We start from the raw sequence: 18575 nt of genomic DNA, 5'->3' as shown, positions 1-18575 counted from the left end.
GGGGGACCCCCATGGCGCACGGAGTCCAAGGACAGGTGGCTCCGCCACATGACCTCGGACTCCGCACACCGATCGCACGCACCGACCGCCGCTGCACCCGCGCTCCGCGCGGACGACGGGGGTTCAAAGACAGGCTCTGAGGGCTCCGCATCCTTGACCGGCACGGACGGCGAGTAGTACCTGGGACGGACCCCGGGGAACCCCTCTTGCTGTGGACGACCCCGCGGCGGAGCCCCCGTACCGTCGTAGCCGTGACCGAGAAGACCGAGCCGCTCAAGGCCAGAGGCCAGAGAAGCCCCGAATACCGTCTGGCGGTGGGCGTCGTCGCCGGCCTGCGCGACGCGCTGTTCCACGGGGCCTTCGACTACCGTCCGCTGCCGCCCGGGAGCCCCGAAGGCCCGTTGAGGAGCCGTCTGCCGCGGCGGATACGGCCGTACGCGGTCTGGTCCCGGCACGCCCTCGTGGTGGCCGCCGCCCTGATCGCCGTGCTCCTCGCCTTCGGGACGGGCGGCAACGGCAACTACGTCGCGTACGCGCTGACCGGGCTGATCCCCGGGGTCGCGATCCTCATGACGCTGGCCAGGCCGGTCGGCGCCTTCTGGATCGCGCTGCTCTCCACCCCCTTCACGGGCGCGCTGGGGGACAGCTGGGACGGGTGGCCGTGGGCGCCCGCCGCCTTCTTCGCGCACCTCGTGGTGATGGTCGTGGTGGCGGCCAGGACGGGCCCGCGCACCGCCGGGTGGATGTGGCTCGCGACGGCGGCCTTCGCCCTCGGCATCGAGGTGTTCCTCGGCGGCGGCACCTTCAGCGACAGCCCGCAGATGCTGTTCTTCTCCGCGCTCGCGCTCCTCGTCACCACCGTGGTGCACGTGCGCCGCGAGGCGCAGCGCGAGGTCACCGTGCAGCGCACCGTGACCGCCATCGAGCGCGACAAGCGCACGCTCCTGGAGGAGCGCACCACCATCGCCCGGGAACTGCACGACGTCGTCGCCCACCACATGTCGGTGGTCGCCATCCAGGCGGAGGCCGCGCCCTACCGCGTGGAGAACCCGCCGCCCGAGCTGGAGCAGGCGTTCGTGACGATCCGCGAGAACGCGGTGTCCGCGCTCACCGAACTGCGCCGCGTGCTCGGCGTCGTGCGGGCCGAGGACTACGAGGCGCCGGACGCCCCGCAGCCCACGCTCGCCGACCTCGACCGCCTCCTGGACAACGTCCGCGACGCGGGCCTGACCGTCGACAAGGTGATCACCGGGGCGGCCCGCGAACTGCCGCAGGGCGTGGAGCTCTCGGCGTACCGGATCGTGCAGGAGGCGCTGAGCAACAGCCTGCGCCACGCGCCCGGCGCCGCGGCCCGCGTCGAGGTCGGCTACGTCCTCGGCGGCCTCGGCCTGCGCGTCGTGAACGGCCCCGCGACCGGCCTGGTCAAGCCGTCGCCCGGCGCCGGGCACGGCATCACCGGCATGCGGGAGCGCGTCGCGATGCTGAACGGCGAGATGACGGCGGAGCAGGCGCCCGACGGCGGTTACGAGGTCACGGTCTTCCTGCCGGTGCCGCACGCGGACCGGCTCGAATCGGCGGCGGAGGACCTCGCATGACGATCCGCGTCCTCATCGCGGACGACCAGATGATGGTCCGCGAAGGGTTCTCCGTCCTCCTCAACGCCATGCCCGACATCGAGGTCGTCGGCGAGGCCGTCAACGGCCGCGAGGCGGTGCGGCGCGTCCGCGAACTCGCCCCCGACGTCGTCCTGATGGACATCCGCATGCCCGAACTGAACGGCATCGAGGCGACCCGCGAGATCATCGCGGCCGAGGGCGACTCCAAGGTCCTGGTCCTGACCACCTTCGACCTCGACGAGTACGTCTACCAGGCGCTGCGCGCGGGCGCCTCGGGCTTCCTCCTCAAGGACGCGTCCGCGCGCCAACTGGCCGACGGCGTACGGGTGGTGGCGTCCGGCGAGGCGCTGCTCGCGCCCACCGTGACGCGCCGCCTGATCACCGAGTTCTCCAGGCTGGCGCAGTCGCCGCGGCTGTCGGCCACGGCCCAGGCCCAGCAGTACGGCGAGCTCACCGAGCGTGAGACGGAGGTCCTCGTCCTCATCGCGCAGGGCCTCTCGAACGCGGAGATCGCCTCGCGGCTCGTGGTCGCCGAGTCCACCATCAAGACCCACGTCTCGCGCGTCCTGGTGAAGCTGGGGCTGCGGGACCGCACGCAGGCGGCCGTGTTCGCGTACGAGGCGAGGCTGGTCACGCCCGGGTAAGAGCCTGTGCCATATCCCCGGCCGGGCGGGTGGGGACATGGCACAGGCTCTGAGCGCGTTCGCGGGGTGTTCACCGGGGCGGGCGCGGGGCTAGCGTCCCGCCATGGACGCAGCGACCGAAGCGGTCGGGGCCTTCGCCCCCTCGTCACCGGAGTTCCTGGCCGACCCCTACCCGGCGTACACGCGACTGCGCGAGGCGGGCCGCGTGCACCACCACGCGCCCACCGACCAGTGGCTGGTCCCGCACCACGCGGACGTCGCGGCGCTGCTCCGCGACCGGCGCCTCGGCCGTACCTACCTGCACCGCTTCACCCACGAGGAGTTCGGGCGCAGGCCCCCGCCGCCCGAGCACGAGCCGTTCCACGTCCTCAACGACAACGGCATGCTCGACCTGGAAGCGCCCACGCACACCCGCATCCGCCGCCTGGTGTCGAAGGCGTTCACCCCGCGCACGGTCGAGCGGCTCCGCCCCTACATCGCGGACCTGGCCGACCGGCTGGTGCGCGACCTGGTGGCGGACGGCGGCGGCGACCTCGCGGCCCGTGTCGCCGAGCCGCTCCCCGTCGCGGTCATCGCGCAGATGCTGGGCATCCCGGAGAGCGACCGGCCGCTGCTGCGCCCCTGGTCGGCGGCGATCTGCGGCATGTACGAGCTGAACCCGCCCGAGGAGACGGCCGTGCGGGCGGTCGGGGCGTCCCTGGAATTCACCGCCTACCTGCGGGAGCTGATCGCGGTCCGGCGGGAGGAGCCGGGCGACGACCTGATCTCGGGCCTGATCGCGGCCTACGAGGACGGGGAGACGCTCAGCGAGCAGGAGATGATCTCGACCTGCGTGCTCCTGCTGAACGCGGGGCACGAGGCGACGGTGAACGCCACGGTCAACGGCTGGTACGCGCTGTTCCGCAACCCCGCGCAGCTGGCCGCCCTGCGCGCCGACCCGGGCCTGGTCCCGACGGCCGTCGAGGAGCTGCTGCGCTACGACACCCCGCTGCAGCTCTTCGAACGCTGGGTCCTCGACGACATCGAGATCGACGGCGTGACGATCCCGCGCGGCGCGGAGCTGGCCCTCCTCTTCGGCGCGGCCAACCACGACCCCGCGGTCTTCGACCGCCCCGCCGAACTCGACCTGACCCGCCGCGACAACCCCCACATCTCCTTCAGCGCGGGCCTGCACTACTGCATCGGCGCCCCGCTGGCCCGGATGGAACTGGCCGCATCACTCGGAGCGCTGCTCCACAGGGCCCCGTACCTCACCCTCGCGTCGCCCCCGCGCCGCAAGCCGCACTTCGTGATCCGGGGACTGGAAGAACTGCTGGTCGAGGCCTGAACCTCGCGGCGGAGGCCGCTCCCGCGCCTCACCGGGGCAACGTGAGCCCCCAGGCCAGCGGATGGACCGTCCAGGTCCGGGTGCGGACCGGGCCCGCCACCACCGCGTCCGCGCGGTAGCGGAAGTCTGGGCCGGAGACGGTCACCGTCCGGGCCCGTACCCGCAGCGGCGCCGCCTCCGCGCCCACCGACGCGGGCCTGACCTCCACCTGGGCCAGGCCGCCGTGGACCGCGGTGACGCGGACGCCCTCGACGGGCTGGTCCAGGTCCACCAGGACGACGCCGTCCGCCTCGATGCGCAGCCGTGCGGGTCCGCGCCCCGCCCCGGGCACCGGGCGCGAGGGCCGGGAGGCCAGCGTGCGGACGAAGGACTGGCAGGTGCGCAGCCACGGGTGGCCGTCGGCGGGGCCACCGGCGGTCACCCGGGACTCGGCGCGGGCGGAGACATCCGCACCCGGGCCCGCACCCGGGCCCGCGCCCGCGCCGAACGCACCGGCGGAGACGTCCGCCTCGGCCGCCCCCACCGGAGGAATCCGCAGGTCCCCGATGACCACCCCGTCGCTGTCGTCCACCAGCAGGTCGAGCCGCCGCTCCGCCCCTTCGAGGACCGCCCGCGCCGCCGCGACCGCCCCGGCGGGCACTCCGAGGGCCCGCGCGAGCGTCTGTGACGCGCCCACGGGAACGACCGAGAGCGCGCATCCCGCGAGCTCCCTGTCCCGGTGCAGAGAGCCGACGGCCCGCAGCAGCGCACGGTCGTCGCCGATCACCACCGGACGCCGCGCACCCCTTCTGGCCAGCGCTTTCGTGAAGTCCTCGGGGCCGTCGGGCAGGCAGACCCGGACCGCCGCGCCCGCGCTGAGCACGTCCTTCGCGATCCGTACCGACTCACCGTCCGTACGCCGGGCGACCGGGTCGATGACGACTAGGAGCTGGTCGCGAGCCGACAACGTGCGCCCTTTCTTTTAGCCGTTCTTTGAGACCTCGGGTAGCATCTTTGTGCAAGAGCCCCTTGCGCTATTGCGCCAGGGGCTTCGTCTATTCCGGGGCAGCATCCAAGGCACACCCATACGGCGGCTACGGCCCCTGACCTTGGACATGCCCCGCCCGGAAGGGGTGTACGCCTGTGCCCGCACTTGTGCTGCTCGGTGCTCAGTGGGGTGACGAAGGCAAGGGAAAGGCCACTGACCTGCTCGGTGGCTCCGTGGACTATGTAGTGCGCTACCAGGGCGGCAACAACGCCGGCCACACGGTCGTCGTCGGCGACCAGAAGTACGCGCTGCATCTCCTCCCTTCCGGGATCCTCTCCCCGGACTGTGTGCCCGTCATCGGCAACGGAGTCGTCGTCGACCCGTCGGTCCTGCTCTCCGAGCTGAGCGGTCTGAACGAGCGCGGCGTCGACACGTCGAAGCTGCTGATCAGCGGCAACGCGCACATCATCACGCCGTACAACGTCACGGTCGACAAGGTGGGCGAGCGCTTCCTCGGCAAGAGGAAGATCGGCACCACCGGCCGCGGCATCGGCCCGACCTACGCCGACAAGATCAACCGCACCGGCATCCGCGTCCAGGACCTCTACGACGAGTCGATCCTGAAGCAGAAGGTCGAAGCGGCCCTGGAGCAGAAGAACCAGCTCCTGACGAAGGTGTTCAACCGCCGCGCCATCGAGGCGGAGCAGATCGTCGAGCAGCTCCTGGAGCACGGCGAGAACATCAAGCAGTACGTCGCCGACACGACCCTGATCCTCAACAACGCGCTCGACCAGGACAAGGTCGTCCTGTTCGAGGGCGGCCAGGGCACGCTCCTGGACGTGGACCACGGCACGTACCCCTTCGTCACCTCCTCGAACCCGACCGCGGGCGGCGCCTGCACGGGTACGGGCGTCGGCCCGACGAAGATCAGCCGCGTCATCGGCATCCTGAAGGCGTACACGACCCGCGTCGGCGCGGGCCCGTTCCCGACGGAGCTGCACGACGCGGACGGCGAGGCGCTGCGCACGATCGGCGGCGAGCGCGGTGTCACCACGGGCCGTGACCGTCGCTGCGGCTGGTTCGACGCCCCGATCGCCCGCTACGCGACCCGCGTGAACGGCCTGACGGACTTCTTCCTCACCAAGCTCGACGTCCTCACCGGCTGGGAGCAGATCCCGGTCTGCGTGGCGTACGAGATCGACGGCAAGCGCGTCGAGGAGCTCCCGTACAACCAGACCGACTTCCACCACGCGAAGCCGATCTACGAGATGTTCCCGGGCTGGTCCGAGGACATCACCAAGGCCCAGACCTTCTCCGACCTGCCGAAGAACGCGCAGGGCTACGTGAAGGCGCTGGAGGAGATGTCCGGCGCGCCGATCTCCGCGATCGGCGTGGGCCCGGGCCGCACGGAGACGATCGAGATCAACTCGTTCGTCTGATCGGCTCTCCCGTCACACGAAGGGGGTGGGTCGCGCTCCAACGCGACCCACCCCCTTCGGCGTGCCCGGAGGACCGGCGGGCGCGCAGGGTCCGCCCGGTCAGTCGCCCTTGTCGTACGTCAGCTCGCCGCTGCCGTCCGTGTTCGCGCGGCGCAGTCTGCCGTCGCCGAGGATCGTGACGACGCTCGGTTCGCCCGGGGTGCAGGACGTCATGGGTTCGCCGACCGTGATCACGGTGGGGCCGATGTGCAGGCGGTCGCCGGACGCGGACTCCAGCTTTCCCTCGAAGACGCAGCGGTACCTGCCGCCGCTGTCGGTCGGGCCCTCCGCCGTCACCGAGAGGACCGTGTCGCCCACCTCGCCCTGCTGGAGGGTGAGTTCGCGGGTGCTGTGGCCGTCCTTGGTGTCGAGGCCGCCGGTCCAGGTGCCCAGGTACTTGTCGGGCACCTTGCCCGCGTCCGTCTCCGACGCGGACGGCGACGGGCCGGCCGGGTCCGGTGAGGAGGTGGGCCCGGGGGTCCGCGAGGAGCTGCTCGCGTTGTTCTTGCGGTCCTCGCCGCCCTTCTTGTCCGTGCTGTCGCCGTTCATGACGGCGTAGACGGTGCCGCCCGCCCCGATGGCCACTATCAACGCCACGACGATCAGCGCGGCGGTCGAACGGCCGCTGCGGCGCGGGGGCTCGGGCTGCGGCGGGAGGGGCCCGTAGGGGGGCGTCGCGCCGGGCCCGTACGGGGGTGTGGGGCCGTAGCCGTTCTGCGGGAACGCCTGCGGGTAGCCGTAGGCGGCGGGCTGGGGGAGTTGCTGCGGGGGCTGCTGGGGATAGCCGTACGCCGGGGCGCCGGGCGTGGGTGTGGGCGGCGGGGTCTGTCCGGACACCATGGTCGGCAGGTGGTTCACGGGCGGCGGGGTGCCGGGGGTGCCCGGCGGTGGCGGTGCGGCGGGTTGCGGGGGCGTGGCGGGCGCCGGCGGTGCGGCGGGCGCGGCGGCCCGGTCGTCGTCCTCACCCGTCGCGTCCGCGGCGGCACCCGCGCCACCCGCCGACGTCTCCTCCGGATCCTCCGCGTCCAGCAACTGCACCGCGTGCCGCCCCAGCTGGGCGACCAGGGCCCCCGGCAGCCAGGGATCGACCGTGCGGCCGTCGGCGAGGGCGTCCGCGGCGCCCGTGCGCTCCTGGATCTCGTCGAGGGTGGGCCGGTCCGCCGGGTCCTTGCGCAGGCACGCGGCGATGAGTTCGGTGAGGTCCTCGGGGAGCCCCGCCAGATCCGGCTCCTCCTGCGCGATGCGGAACATCAGCGCGTGCACCCCGCTGTTGGCGGTGCCGAAGGGCAGCGCGCCCGACGCCGCGTAGGCGAGGACGGAGCCGAGGCAGAAGACGTCGCACGCCGGGGTGATGCGGTCCCCGCGCACCTGCTCGGGCGCCATGAAGCCGGGCGAGCCGACGAGCGCGCCGGTGCGGGTCAGACCGCCGTCGGTGACCGTCTCCAGGGCGCGGGCGATGCCGAAGTCGATGACGCGCGGGCCGTCGATCGTGACCAGGACGTTCGACGGCTTGAGGTCGCGGTGGACGATGCCCGCCGCGTGGATGTCCTTGAGCGCGCCGGAGAGTCCGGCCGCGAGGATGTTCACGGACCGTTCGGGCAGCGGCCCGTGGTCGTGCGAGACGACGCTCTGCAGCGAGGGCCCCGCCACGTATCCCGTGGCGACCCACGGGATCGCCGCCTCGGTGTCCGCGTCCAGGACCGGCGCCGTCCACGCGCCACCGACCCGCCGCGCGGCCTGCACCTCCTGGCGGAAGCGGTTCCTGAACTCGTCCTGTTCGGCGAGCTCCTGGCGGACGAGCTTGACCGCCACCGTCCGGCCGCGGTCCGACCGCGCCAGGTACACCTGCCCCATGCCGCCGGCGCCGAGCCGCGCCAGCAGCCGGTACGCGCCGATTCTCTGCGGATCTCCGGGTACGAGCTTCTCCATCGCCGCACCGACCTCCCCCACTGGTGTGCAACAGAGTGAGGATAGTGCGGCCGTACGACAGGGTGGGGCGCGCTTCGCTCTACGGTTGCGTAACGGGTTCGTCGAGGACCGCCGCCAGCCTCTCCAGAACCCGTGCCGTCTCCGCGAATTCGTCCGTGCCGAGCGCCGCCGCGAGCCGCTCCGCGAGCTCCGCGTGGCCGGGGTCGATCCCGGCGACGGCGGCCCGGCCCGCGTCCGTGGGGCGCAGGAGTTTGGCGCGGCGGTGGGCCGGGTTCGGGGCGTACGCGGCGAGGCCGTCCCGCACAAGCAGGTCGGCGACGCGCTGCACGCTCTGCCGGGTGATGCCCATCGCGCGGGCGATCCCGGCGACGGGCAGCGGCTCGCGCAGTACGGCGCCGAGCACCTGCCAGCGCGCCGCGGTCAGGCCCGCGGGCCCGGCCAGCTCCTCGGACAGGGCGAGGAACCGGCCGTTCAGGCGGAAGACGGCGAGGGCGGTCCGGCTGAGCAGGTCCTGCCGCAGCCGGGTGTCCTCTGCGTCGGTCATCGTCGGTGCTCCGCTCAGGAGTTGAGGGTCTCGTACGCGGCCGGGTCCGAGTCGTGGAAGAGGCGGTACCAGGCGTCGAGCTTCTCGCCCTCGAAGACGTCGCCGAGCCGGCCGAAGACCTCCCGGGCGAACGCGACCGGCTCGGTCGGGCCCGCCGTGATCAGGTCCCCGTCGGTGACCGCGTCCGCCTCCACGTACCGCTCGCCGCCCCGGTAGCCCGTGGCCGCCAGGTACGACGCCGCCGCGCTGGTGTGCGCGCGGCCGTCGAGCAGCCCCTCGCGGGCGAGGCCCGCCGTGGCCCCGCAGATGGCGCCCACCGGCACGCCCGCGTCGAGGAACGCGCGGGCGGCGCGGCCGAAGGGCGCGAGAGCGTCGCCGGTGTCCCACAGGTCGGCGCCCGGCAGGATCAGCAGCGTGCTGTCCTCGGGGCGCAGTTCGTCGAGCGTCAGATCGCCCTGGACGCGCAGGCCGCCGAGGGAGGTGACGGGGGCGGCGGTGGGGGTGACCGTGCGGATCTCGTGGCCGACGCGGGCGAGCCAGGCGGTGGTGTGGCCGGTCTCCCAGTCCGCGAACGTGTCGTAGAGGGCCAGATGTACGGGCTTGCGGGACATGACGGCCTCCGGGGCGGTGGTCACGATGCTCTGCCGTGTGCGTACGTAAGCATGCTGTCAAATCGACAGCGTGCTGTCAATGGACCGGGGTCCCATGCCGCCCATGCCGCCCTGCCTTCCGGTGGAGCCCTGCCGTCCGGCGGACTCGTTAACGCTCACAGGGGGCGGCCTTAACCCGGCGTTCCCTAGCGTCCTCGGCATGGACAGCACCCTGAACCTCAGCGCCCATCTGGGCCTCGACCTGGCAGCCGTAGCCCTGCTGACCTTCGGTGTCTTCTATCCGCGGCACCACAGGCGCGAGCTCGTCCCCGCGTACCTCGCCCTGAACGTCGCCCTGTTCGCGGTGGTCGCCGGGCTCGGGACGGTCGGCGGCGACGGCGGGCTCGCCCTCGGCTTCGGGCTCTTCGGGGTGCTCTCGATCGTGCGGCTGCGCTCCGACGCGTTGCGGCACCAGGAAGTCGCGTACTACTTCATCACCCTCGTGCTCGGCCTGCTCTGCGGCCTGCCCGAGCTGAGCCTGGCGGTGGCCGCGCCGCTCGCCGGTGTGCTGCTCGCCGTGATGTACGGCGCCGACCACCCGCGCCTGTTCGCCCGCGACCGGCGGGCCGTCGTCACCCTGGACTCCGTGCACCGCGAGGAGGGGACCCTGCGGGCCGAGCTGGCCCGGCGCCTCGGGGAGCCGCTCGGGTGGACCGTCCGGGAGGTGGACTACGTACGCGACCTCATGGTGCTGGAAGTCCGTTTCCGTCAGCCGGAACCTTCCGCGCCACCCCGGGAGTTGACGGTACGACGACGCACGACCCGGTCCGACACGATCGCCCCCAGGTACCCGAAGGAGACCGTGTGAACCCCGCCGTACGCGCCATCGGCCGCGCCGCCCTCGCCGCGCACCCCATCGCGCTCGACGAAGTGAACGCCAAGGCGGAACTGCTCGCCCGCTACGACAACAGCTACCTCGTACCCGTCGAGATATTCGAGGACCTCGCGGCCCTGCTGACCGACCCCCGGCGGCCCTGCGGCCCCTTCCGGGCGCTCAGCATCGGCGGCAGGCGCTGGTTCCGCTACCACTCGACGTACTACGACACCCCCGAGCTCGGCACCTTCCACGACCACCGGCAGGGCAGGCGGCTGCGCTACCGCATCCGGGAGCGGGTCTATCAGGACAGCGGGGAGCGGCAGTTCGAGGTCAAGCTGAAGAGCGGGCGGGGCGAGACCGTCAAGCACCGGCAGCGGCTCGAAGGGGACGACCACGCGCTCGACGCGGTGCGGCTCGGCTTCCTCGCCGGAGTGCTGCGGGGGTCGTACGGCGTCGAGGCGCCCGACGGCCTCACCCCCTCGCTCGTGACCGAGTACCAGCGGGCGACCTTCGTCGCCGACGGCCAGCGGATCACGTGCGACGCGGGACTCGTCGTACGGGACACGGTGACCGGGCGCAGCGCCGCCGCCGACAGCGGTCTCGTGCTGGTGGAGACCAAGACCAAGGGGCACCTGACGGAGGCCGACCGGGTGCTGCACCGGTACGGGGTGCGGGCCGCGGACTTCACCAAGTACTGCGGGGGGTACGCCGCGGTCCGGCCCGAGCTCGGGATCAACAAGTGGGCGCGGGCGGTACGGACGGCGTTCCCCCGGGGAGCGCACGCGGGAAGGTGAGCGTGACGCGGGCGCCGGTGGCCTTTCGCGAGGTCCCGGCGCCCCTGTTCGACGTCTCGAAGCGGCCGTTCGCCTCCTCGGCGGTGCGGCGGGCGATGTCCAGGCCGAGGCCCGTGGAGCCCGCGCCGCTCGTGCCGCGGCCGGGGGCGGTCCCGTCGGGGAAGCCGGGGCCTTCGTCGGTGACGGTCAGCTCCGCCTCGCCACCGGACGTGCGGCGCACCTCGATGGCGAAGGCCGTCCCCTGGGGCGTGTGGTCCAGGACGTTGCCGATCAACGCGTCGAGAGCGGCGGCGAGTTCGTCGCCGGGAACCGGGACGAGGAGCTCGTCGGGCGGCGTCGTGGTGCGGGTGGCGCGGTTCTGGTCCTCGGCCAACGGCGCCCAGAACGCGGCCCGTTCACGTGTCACCGCCGCCAGGTCGGCCCGCGGGGCCTCGCGCAGCGGGCGCCGCGCCTTGCGGATCACGTCGTCGACACTGCGTTCGAGGGCCGTGACGTCCGCCGCGATGCGGCGGGCCCCCTCCGCGTCGCGCAGGGTCTCCGCGTCCAGGCGCAGGGCGGCGACCGGGGTGCGCAGCCGGTGGGCGAGGTCGGCGGCGTTCTCCCGCTCGGCGGTGAGCAGCTCGTCGATGCGGGCCGCGAGGCGGTTCAGCTCGCCCGCGACCAGGCGCAGTTCGGGCGGTCCTGCCAGGTCCGCGCGGGCGGTCAGGTCGCCCGCGGCCAGCCGGTCAGCCGTCCGGGCCAGGCGGCGGGTCGCGCCGACCAGACGGGCACCGAGCCGGTCGGCGAGCAGCAGGCCGAGCAGGACGAGGCCCACGCCGATGCCGGCGAGGACGAGCCAGGACGCGAGGGTGCCCGCGTACAACTGCCTCTCCGTCAGCGTCACCTGTACGACGGCGGTGCCGTCCTTCGCGCCCTGGACGGGGACGAGGACGAGGCGGCTGCCCGAGCTGGTCTCGTAGGTGAAGGCGCGGCCCGTGCGGGCGAGGCGGACGGGGTCGGTGACGGCGGGGGCGCCGTGCGGGCGCGCGCCGATGACCTGGCCGTTCGCGAGGATCAGGGACGTCGAGGGCAGGCCGTCGCCGTTGACGCTCTCCACCGTCTGCTCCGCCGTCTCGCGCTCGTCGGCGGTGGCGAGGGCGGGGCCCAGGGCGTGGGCCACCCACTGGGCGCGGGCGGTGGCCTCGGCGGTGGCGCGGTCCGCGGCGTGGGTGCGGGTGAGCAGGGTGAGGGGGACGAGCAGGGCGGTGAGGACCAGGGCGGTGGTCGCCGCGGTCAGCAGGAGGAGGCTGCGGCGCATCGGTCAGTCCGTGTCCCGGGCCTCGGGGGCCGCGAGTTTGACGCCCACGGTGCGGACCGTGTGCAGGTAGCGGGGTTCCTGGGCGGTCTCTCCCAACTTGCGCCGCAGCCACGAGAGGTGGACGTCGACCGTCTTGTCGGCGCCGCCCAGCGGCTGTTGCCAGACCTCGGCGAGGAGCTCGCGGCGGGAGACGACCTGGCCGGGGCGGCGGGCCAGGTAGGCGAGGAGGTCGAACTCGCGGGGCGTGAGGTCGAGGGCCGCCTCGCCCAGGGTCACCTCGCGGGAGGCCGGGTCGATGGAGAGCGCCCCCACGCGCAGCGGCTCCTCCGGCTCGCCCACCCCGAGGCGGCGCAGCACGGCCTTGACGCGGGCGTCCAGTTGCGCGGCGCCGAAGGGTTTGACGATGTAGTCGTCGGCCCCGGCTTCGAGGACGGTCACCATCTGCGGCTCGTCGTCGCGGGCGGTGGCCACGATGACGGGGACGTCGCTGACCGCGCGCAGCATGCGCAGCACCTGCGCGCCGTCGACGTCCGGCAGCCCCAGGTCGAGCACGACCAGATCGGGCCTGCTGGTCACCGCGGCGTCCAGACCGGCCATGCCGCTCGGCGCGGTCGCCACGGCGTGCCCCTTGTCGCGGAGGGCCCGCACCAGCGCGCCGCGGAGCTGGGGGTCGTCCTCGACGACGAGAAGATGTGCCATACAACCACCGTAGTCAGGGGCGGGGCGCGCGCTCTTGCCGGGGTTCAAGGACGGGCTCTTAACCGGGCGTTAGGAAACGATGCGGCACAGTGGCGGGATGAGGAAGTGGCGGAACGCGGTGGGTACGGCGGCGTGGGTGGCCGTGGGTACGGCGGCGGGGGCGCTGGGCGCGTGGCAGTTGGCGAGTTCGGACAGTGCGGGTGGGGCGGCGCACAGTCGTCCGCTGGACGAGGCGGCGGTGCGGCGGGCGCTGACGTCGGCGTCAGCGCGGCCCTCGGGTTCGCCGCCCCCGAAGTCCCCCTCGCCCTCGTCCTCCTCGCCCTCCTCGTCCTCGCCCGTGCCGTCTTCGCCGGAGCGGTCCACTGTCCGTTTCACGGGGGGCTCGGCGACGGTGGAGTGCCGGTCCGACGGGACGGTGTATCTCGTGTCCTGGAGCCCGGCGGACGGCTTCCACATCGACGACGACGTGGAGCGGGGGCCGTCGGCGGTCGCCCGCCTGGAGGCGGAGCCGGGGGACGACGACGCACAGGACGACCTCCCGTACGAGATCCGCTGCGCGCCGTCCGGTCCCCGGGCGAAGGTGGTCCCGGACGCGGACGACGACTGAGGTTCGCTTTCGGGGGTTGGGGTTGGGGTTGGGGTTGGGGTCGAGGTCGGGGTTGGGGGCGGGTGTGGCCGGTGCGTGCGGGTGCGGGCCGGTGGGGGCGTGCCGCGCAGTTCCCCGCGCCCCTGAGGCAACCCCGGGCACCCTCACCCGCAAGCTCCCGCCCAGGAGCCCCACCCAGGGGCGCGGGGAACTGCGCACGGAGCCCCGCCTGCCCAGGCACGGTACGGGGGCGCCCAGGTGTCTTCCCCAGGGGCGCGGGGAACTGCGCACGGAGCCCCGCCGACCAGACCCGTACGGGGGGCGCCCAGGAGTCCCACCCAGGGGCGCGGGGAACCGCGCACAGAGCCCCGCCCGACCAGGACCATACGGCGGCGTCCGGATGACCCCCCCCGACACTCTGTCGCATTCCACCCCGCACGTCAGACAAGACGCCCATGTCCCGTCCACTCCGTGGACATCTACCCTCGGCCCCATGACCCCTCAGCCGAATCCCCAGGTCGGCGCCGCCGTGAAGGCCGCGGACCGCGCCCACGTCTTCCACTCCTGGTCCGCACAGGAGCTCATCGACCCCCCGGCCATCGCCGGCGCCGAGGGCTCGTACTTCTGGGACTTCGACGGGAACCGCTACCTCGACTTCACCAGCGGCCTCGTCTACACCAACATCGGGTACCAGCACCCGAAGGTCGTCGCCGCGATCCAGGAGCAGGCGGCGACGATGACGACGTTCGCGCCCGCCTTCGCCGTCGAGGCCCGCTCCGAGGCCGCCCGCCTCATCGCCGAGCGGACCCCGGGCGACCTGGACAAGATCTTCTTCACCAACGCCGGCGCCGACGCCGTCGAGCACGCCACCCGCATGGCCCGCCTGCACACGGGCCGCCCCAAGGTGCTCTCCGCGTACCGCTCGTACCACGGCGGCACCCACCAGGCCATCAACCTCACCGGCGACCCGCGCCGCTGGGCCTCCGACACCGGCACCGCGGGCGTCGTCCGCTTCTGGGCCCCCTTCCTCTACCGCTCCCGCTTCTACGCGGAGACGGAGGAGCAGGAGTGCGAGCGCGCCCTCCAGCACCTGGAGGACACGATCGTCTACGAGGGGCCGCAGACCGTCGCCGCCATCATCCTGGAGACGGTCCCCGGCACCGCGGGCATCATGATCCCGCCGCCCGGCTACCTCGCGGGCGTCCGCGCGCTCTGCGACAAGTACGGCATCGTCTTCGTCCTCGACGAGGTCATGGCGGGCTTCGGCCGCACCGGCGAGTGGTTCGCCGCGGACCTCTTCGACGTCGTGCCGGACCTGATGACCTTCGCCAAGGGCGTGAACTCCGGATACGTTCCGCTCGGCGGCGTCGCCATCTCCGGGGAGATCGCGGAGACCTTCGCCAAGCGGCCCTACCCGGGCGGGCTCACCTACTCCGGCCACCCGCTGGCCTGCGCCGCGGCCGTCGCCACGATCAACGTCATGGCGGAGGAAGGCGTCGTCGAGCACGCCGCCGCCCTCGGCGCCCAGGTCGTCGAGCCCGGCCTGCGCGCGCTCGCCGAACGCCACCCCTCGGTCGGCGAGGTGCGCGGCGTCGGCATGTTCTGGGCCCTGGAACTGGTGCGGAACCGGGAGACCCGCGAGCCGCTCGTGCCCTACAACGCCACCGGCGAGGCGAACGCCCCGATGGCCGCGTTCGGCGCCGCCGCCAAGAAGCGGGGCCTGTGGCCGTTCATCAACATGAACCGCACCCACGTGGTCCCGCCGTGCACCATCACGGAGGCCGAGGCGAAGGAGGGCCTCGCGGCCCTCGACGAGGCGCTGACGGCGGCGGACGAGCACACCGTGTAGCCGGGAGGATCACACCAGGTAGCTCCGTGGTTCCCCGCGGTGACGGCGGGCGGGGGGCCCGTATCGCGGCCCCCTGCCCCGCAACCCCGACCACGTAGTCTGACGTGCTCGTAAGCGACCACGTACCCGGACCCCGCGGGGGAAACAGATGCCCGGCACCGACGGCTCCGCCGTCATCCGCAGCACTCTGCGCCAGCAGATCGCCGACGCCCTGCGGGACGAGATCCTGGCCGGCCGCCTCCAGCCGGGCCAGGAGTTCACCGTCAAGGAGATCGCCGAGCAGTACGGCGTCTCCGCGACCCCCGTCCGCGAGGCGCTGGTGAACCTCACCGCGCAGGGCCTCCTCGACGCCGACCAGCACCGCGGCTTCCGCGTCCACGAACACACCCTCGCGGACTACCGCTCCATGCTGGAGGCCCGCGGTCTCGTCGCCGACGGCATCTTCCGCGACCTCGCCGCGCACGGCGCCCGCCGGGACGTCGCCGACGCGCTGCTCTCCGTACGCCGCCGCGGCGAGGAAGCGGCCCGCGCGGCCTGCGCCGGCGACCTGACCGTCCTGATCGGTTACGACCTGCGCTTCTGGCGCGAGCTCAGCGCCCTCTTCGGCAACCCCTACCTCTCCGACTTCCTGCACCGGCTGCGCGTGAAGTCCTGGGTCTGCGCGGTCACCCACCTCCGGCGCTGGTGCGAGAACAGCGGCGGTGACCTGCGGGGCGTCCTCTGGTCCCGGCACACCGAGCTCGTCGACGCGCTGGCGCGCCGCGAGCCGGAGACCGCCCACGGCATCGTCGTGGAGTACAACGCGCACTCCCTGGCCCTGATCGAGCGGCTGGCCACCGCATGAGCGTCGATCTGACCGTCGTCGTTCCGGCGTACAACGAGGAGCGGCGCCTCGGCCCCACCCTGGACGCGATCCGGGCGCACCTGGAGCTGACCGGCCGGGGCGCGTGGGAGCTGATCGTCGTCGACGACGGGTCCACCGACCGCACCGCGGAGATCGCCGCCGAGGCGTCCGCCGCCGACCCCCGCGTCCAGCTCGTGCGCGGCGACCGCAACCGGGGCAAGGGCCACGCCCTGCGCCAGGGCGTCCTCGCCTCCTACGGGCACCGCGTCCTGATCACCGACGCCGACCTCGCCGCGCCCATCGAGGAACTCGACCACCTCGACAAGGCGCTCACCGACGGCCACACGGCCGCGATCGGCTCCCGCGCCCGCCCCGGCGCGACCATCGGCGCCCACCAGCACCGGCTGCGCGAGCTCCTGGGGCGTACCGGCAACTTCCTGATACGCACGGTCGCCGTCCCCGGAATCCGCGACACCCAGTGCGGCTTCAAGCTCTTCGACGGCGACCGCGCCCGTGAGGCGTTCGCGGCGTCCCGGCTGCGCGGCTGGGGCATAGACGTCGAGATACTGCAGTACTTCCGGCGCTCCGGCTGGCCCGTCGCCGAGGTGCCCGTGCGCTGGTCGCACCAGGAGGGGTCGAAGGTCAGGCCGCTGGACTACGTCAAGGTCCTCGCCGAGCTGACCGCCCTGAAGGCCCGCGCGGTCAACCGCGCCGACATCCGCGTCGCCCTCCTCTTCCTCGCTCTGTCGGCCGTCCTCTTCTCGGCGCGCCTGGTGGGCCCCGCGCACCGCTACGTCCCCGACTCCATGCAGGACCAGAACCAGTGGGAGTGGTTCTTCGCGGTCACCGCGGACAACGTCCGCCACCTCCACAACCCCCTGTTCACCACGTTCCAGAACGTCCCGGACGGCGTGAACCTCATGGCCAACACGGCCATGCTCGGCCTCTCCGTGCCGCTCGCCCCCGTGACCTGGCTGCTCGGCCCGGCGTTCGCCCTGAACGTGGCGATGACCGGCGGCCTCGCCGCCACCGCCGTCTCCTGGTACTGGCTGATCCGCAGGCGCCTCGTCCCGCACCGGGGCGCCGCGTTCTTCGGTGCGGCCCTCGCGACCTTCGCGCCCCCGATGGTCAGCCACGCCAACGCGCACCCGAACTTCGTCGTCCTGTTCATGATCCCGCTGATCATCGACAGGGCGCTGCGGCTCTGCGAGGGCACCCGCGTCGTCCGCGACGGGATCGTCCTCGGCCTCTTCACCACGTACCAGATCTTCCTGGGCGAGGAGCCGCTCCTGCTCGCCGCCCTCGGCATGCTGCTCTTCGCCGTCGCGTACGGGGTCGCGCGCAGGGACGTGGCGAAGGCGGCCTTGCGCCCGCTCCTGCGCGGTACGGGGGTGGCGCTCGCCGTCACCGTCCCGCTGATCGCCTTCCCGCTGTACTGGCAGTTCTTCGGGCCGCAGAGCTACCAGAGCGTGCTGCACGGCGACAACGCGGGCAACAGTCCGCTCGCCTTCCTCTCCTTCGCGGAACGCTCCCTCGCGGGCAGCGCGGAGAGCTCCGACCACCTCGCGCTGAACCGCACCGAGCAGAACGCGTTCTTCGGCTGGCCCCTGCTCGCCCTGGCCTTCGCCGTCGTCGTATGCCTCTGGGAGCGCCCGGCGGTCAAGGCGCTCGCCTGCACCGCGGCCGGGGCGGCGCTGCTCTCGCTGGGGCTGGAGTTCCGCGTCCCGCTCACCGGCATCGTGCTGCCGGGGCCGTGGGCGGCGCTGTCGGACCGGCCGCTCTTCGAGTCCGTCATCGAGGCGCGCGTGGCGATGGTGTGCGCCCCGGCGCTCGGCATGCTCCTCGCCCTCGCCCTGGCCCGGCTGTCCTCGGTGCCGCGCCGCCTGCCCCGGTACGCGGGTGTCGCCGCCGTCGCCCTCGCGCTGCTGCCGATCGTGCCCGCGCCGCTGAAGGCCGTGGACCGGGCCGAGGTGCCGCCGTTCATCGCGCACGGCACCTGGCGCGCGTACCTGGGCGAGGACGAGACGCTCGTCCCGGTGCCCGTCCCCGACGCCGCCAACGCGGAGGGCCTGCACTGGCAGACCAGCGCCGGTCTGGGCTTCCGCATCCCCGGCGGCTACTTCAACGGCCCCTGGGGCCCGGACCGCGTCGGCATCTACGGCCCCTCGCCCCGCAACACGTCCAACCTGCTGCGCGAGGTCAGCTCATCGGGCCGCACCCCCCGGGTCACCCCGGCCTGGCGCGCCGCCGCCCGCGAGGACCTGAAGTTCTGGAAGGCGGGCGTCCTCGTCCTGGCGCCGCAGCCGCACGACGGACAACTGCGCGCGACCGTGGACGCACTCCTTGGCCGTCCCGGAAAGTGGGTAGACGGCGTGTGGGTATGGGATCTGCACCGGGGCAACGGACGGGACGACGGCCGGGATCACGGCCGGGATCACGACCGGGATCACGGGCGGGATCCGCACAACGGCGGCTAGCCGACCCCCTGCCCGACTACGCTGCCTGCACGCCGGGCAACGCACAGCAACGACCGA

17 protein-coding genes are annotated in these 18575 nt (G+C 73.2%); 10 read left to right on the top strand and 7 right to left on the bottom strand.

Going from position 1 to position 18575, the window contains the following annotated elements:
- Positions 1–251 precede the first annotated feature (251 nt).
- From ACZ69I_RS37530 to ACZ69I_RS37520, 3 genes are all read left to right on the top strand, one after another.
- Positions 252–1595, top strand: coding sequence for a sensor histidine kinase (locus ACZ69I_RS37530; RefSeq protein ID WP_470836984.1), 1344 nt, complete (start codon positions 252–254; stop codon positions 1593–1595).
- Complete coding sequence (locus tag ACZ69I_RS37525; RefSeq protein ID WP_467674347.1) at positions 1592–2260, top strand: response regulator; 669 nt, start codon at positions 1592–1594, stop codon at positions 2258–2260. Before ACZ69I_RS37530 ends, ACZ69I_RS37525 begins: the two co-directional genes overlap by 4 nt.
- A gap of 103 nt (positions 2261–2363) precedes the next feature.
- Positions 2364–3587, top strand: a complete 1224-nt coding sequence (locus tag ACZ69I_RS37520; protein ID WP_470836983.1) for a cytochrome P450 — start codon at positions 2364–2366, stop codon at positions 3585–3587.
- 28 nt (positions 3588–3615) lie between these two features.
- Here ACZ69I_RS37520 and ACZ69I_RS37515 read toward each other — a convergent pair whose 3' ends face one another.
- Positions 3616–4533 (bottom strand): diacylglycerol kinase family protein, encoded by a 918-nt coding sequence (locus ACZ69I_RS37515; RefSeq protein ID WP_470836982.1) that lies wholly within the window; start codon positions 4531–4533, stop codon positions 3616–3618.
- A gap of 176 nt (positions 4534–4709) precedes the next feature.
- On the opposite strand from ACZ69I_RS37515, the gene ACZ69I_RS37510 reads away from it, so the two are divergent.
- Positions 4710–5993: an adenylosuccinate synthase gene (locus tag ACZ69I_RS37510; RefSeq protein ID WP_467674341.1), complete on the top strand. Its 1284-nt coding sequence runs from the start codon at positions 4710–4712 to the stop codon at positions 5991–5993.
- A 99-nt stretch (positions 5994–6092) separates the two neighbouring features.
- Here ACZ69I_RS37510 and ACZ69I_RS37505 read toward each other — a convergent pair whose 3' ends face one another.
- The 3 genes from ACZ69I_RS37505 to ACZ69I_RS37495 form a co-directional block, all read right to left on the bottom strand.
- Positions 6093–7961 (bottom strand): serine/threonine-protein kinase, encoded by a 1869-nt coding sequence (locus ACZ69I_RS37505; protein WP_470836981.1) that lies wholly within the window; start codon positions 7959–7961, stop codon positions 6093–6095.
- Positions 7962–8040: 79 nt separating this feature from the next.
- Positions 8041–8505 carry a MarR family winged helix-turn-helix transcriptional regulator gene (locus tag ACZ69I_RS37500; protein WP_467674337.1) on the bottom strand — a complete coding sequence of 155 codons (465 nt, stop codon included), beginning with the start codon at positions 8503–8505 and terminating at the stop codon, positions 8041–8043.
- Between the two features lie 14 nt (positions 8506–8519).
- Positions 8520–9116, bottom strand: coding sequence for a DJ-1/PfpI family protein (locus tag ACZ69I_RS37495; protein WP_470836986.1), 597 nt, complete (start codon positions 9114–9116; stop codon positions 8520–8522).
- Positions 9117–9315: 199 nt separating this feature from the next.
- Between ACZ69I_RS37495 and ACZ69I_RS37490 the strand changes: the two genes are divergently transcribed.
- Both ACZ69I_RS37490 and ACZ69I_RS37485 read left to right on the top strand, forming a co-directional pair.
- Positions 9316–9963, top strand: a complete 648-nt coding sequence (locus ACZ69I_RS37490; protein WP_470836979.1) for a DUF4956 domain-containing protein — start codon at positions 9316–9318, stop codon at positions 9961–9963.
- Positions 9960–10766 carry a VTC domain-containing protein gene (locus ACZ69I_RS37485; protein WP_467674333.1) on the top strand — a complete coding sequence of 269 codons (807 nt, stop codon included), beginning with the start codon at positions 9960–9962 and terminating at the stop codon, positions 10764–10766. The genes ACZ69I_RS37490 and ACZ69I_RS37485 overlap by 4 nt, the downstream gene beginning before the upstream one ends.
- Here ACZ69I_RS37485 and ACZ69I_RS37480 read toward each other — a convergent pair.
- The 3 genes from ACZ69I_RS37480 to ACZ69I_RS37470 form a co-directional block, all read right to left on the bottom strand.
- On the bottom strand, positions 10705–12063 hold the full coding sequence (locus ACZ69I_RS37480) for a sensor histidine kinase (RefSeq protein ID WP_470836978.1): 1359 nt from the start codon (positions 12061–12063) through the stop codon (positions 10705–10707). The two genes, ACZ69I_RS37485 and ACZ69I_RS37480, sit on opposite strands and share 62 nt — an antisense overlap.
- Before the next feature lie 3 nt (positions 12064–12066).
- Positions 12067–12762, bottom strand: a complete 696-nt coding sequence (locus ACZ69I_RS37475) for a response regulator transcription factor (protein WP_470836977.1) — start codon at positions 12760–12762, stop codon at positions 12067–12069.
- A 69-nt stretch (positions 12763–12831) separates the two neighbouring features.
- Positions 12832–13137, bottom strand: coding sequence for a hypothetical protein (locus ACZ69I_RS37470; RefSeq protein ID WP_470836976.1), 306 nt, complete (start codon positions 13135–13137; stop codon positions 12832–12834).
- A 49-nt stretch (positions 13138–13186) separates the two neighbouring features.
- On the opposite strand from ACZ69I_RS37470, the gene ACZ69I_RS37465 reads away from it, so the two are divergent.
- The 4 genes from ACZ69I_RS37465 (at position 13187) to ACZ69I_RS37450 (ending at position 18518) form a co-directional block, all read left to right on the top strand.
- Positions 13187–13369 (top strand): hypothetical protein, encoded by a 183-nt coding sequence (locus tag ACZ69I_RS37465; protein ID WP_467674325.1) that lies wholly within the window; start codon positions 13187–13189, stop codon positions 13367–13369.
- A 472-nt stretch (positions 13370–13841) separates the two neighbouring features.
- Complete coding sequence (locus ACZ69I_RS37460) at positions 13842–15197, top strand: aminotransferase class III-fold pyridoxal phosphate-dependent enzyme (protein ID WP_470836975.1); 1356 nt, start codon at positions 13842–13844, stop codon at positions 15195–15197.
- 148 nt (positions 15198–15345) lie between these two features.
- Positions 15346–16041, top strand: a complete 696-nt coding sequence (locus tag ACZ69I_RS37455) for a GntR family transcriptional regulator (RefSeq protein WP_467674321.1) — start codon at positions 15346–15348, stop codon at positions 16039–16041.
- Positions 16038–18518: a dolichyl-phosphate beta-glucosyltransferase gene (locus tag ACZ69I_RS37450; RefSeq protein ID WP_470836974.1), complete on the top strand. Its 2481-nt coding sequence runs from the start codon at positions 16038–16040 to the stop codon at positions 18516–18518. Before ACZ69I_RS37455 ends, ACZ69I_RS37450 begins: the two co-directional genes overlap by 4 nt.
- Positions 18519–18575 lie beyond the last annotated feature (57 nt).

This window comes from Streptomyces sp. NPDC036815, from assembly GCF_055609205.1.
Note: the sequence above shows the minus strand (reverse complement) of the source record. Positions and strands in the feature narration are given on the sequence as shown.

What these genes read in the sequence shown, in the direction of transcription:
- ACZ69I_RS37450 (WP_470836974.1), top strand. Translation starts at nt 16,038, where the DNA reads ATGAGCGTCGATCTGACCGTCGTCGTTCCGGCGTACAACGAGGAGCGG.
- ACZ69I_RS37525 (WP_467674347.1), top strand. Translation starts at nt 1,592, where the DNA reads ATGACGATCCGCGTCCTCATCGCGGACGACCAGATGATGGTCCGCGAA.
- ACZ69I_RS37460 (WP_470836975.1), top strand. Translation starts at nt 13,842, where the DNA reads ATGACCCCTCAGCCGAATCCCCAGGTCGGCGCCGCCGTGAAGGCCGCG.
- ACZ69I_RS37495 (WP_470836986.1), bottom strand. Translation starts at nt 9,116, where the DNA reads ATGTCCCGCAAGCCCGTACATCTGGCCCTCTACGACACGTTCGCGGAC.
- ACZ69I_RS37505 (WP_470836981.1), bottom strand. Translation starts at nt 7,961, where the DNA reads ATGGAGAAGCTCGTACCCGGAGATCCGCAGAGAATCGGCGCGTACCGG.
- ACZ69I_RS37480 (WP_470836978.1), bottom strand. Translation starts at nt 12,063, where the DNA reads ATGCGCCGCAGCCTCCTCCTGCTGACCGCGGCGACCACCGCCCTGGTC.
- ACZ69I_RS37500 (WP_467674337.1), bottom strand. Translation starts at nt 8,505, where the DNA reads ATGACCGACGCAGAGGACACCCGGCTGCGGCAGGACCTGCTCAGCCGG.
- ACZ69I_RS37455 (WP_467674321.1), top strand. Translation starts at nt 15,346, where the DNA reads ATGCCCGGCACCGACGGCTCCGCCGTCATCCGCAGCACTCTGCGCCAG.
- ACZ69I_RS37490 (WP_470836979.1), top strand. Translation starts at nt 9,316, where the DNA reads ATGGACAGCACCCTGAACCTCAGCGCCCATCTGGGCCTCGACCTGGCA.
- ACZ69I_RS37475 (WP_470836977.1), bottom strand. Translation starts at nt 12,762, where the DNA reads ATGGCACATCTTCTCGTCGTCGAGGACGACCCCCAGCTCCGCGGCGCG.
- ACZ69I_RS37520 (WP_470836983.1), top strand. Translation starts at nt 2,364, where the DNA reads ATGGACGCAGCGACCGAAGCGGTCGGGGCCTTCGCCCCCTCGTCACCG.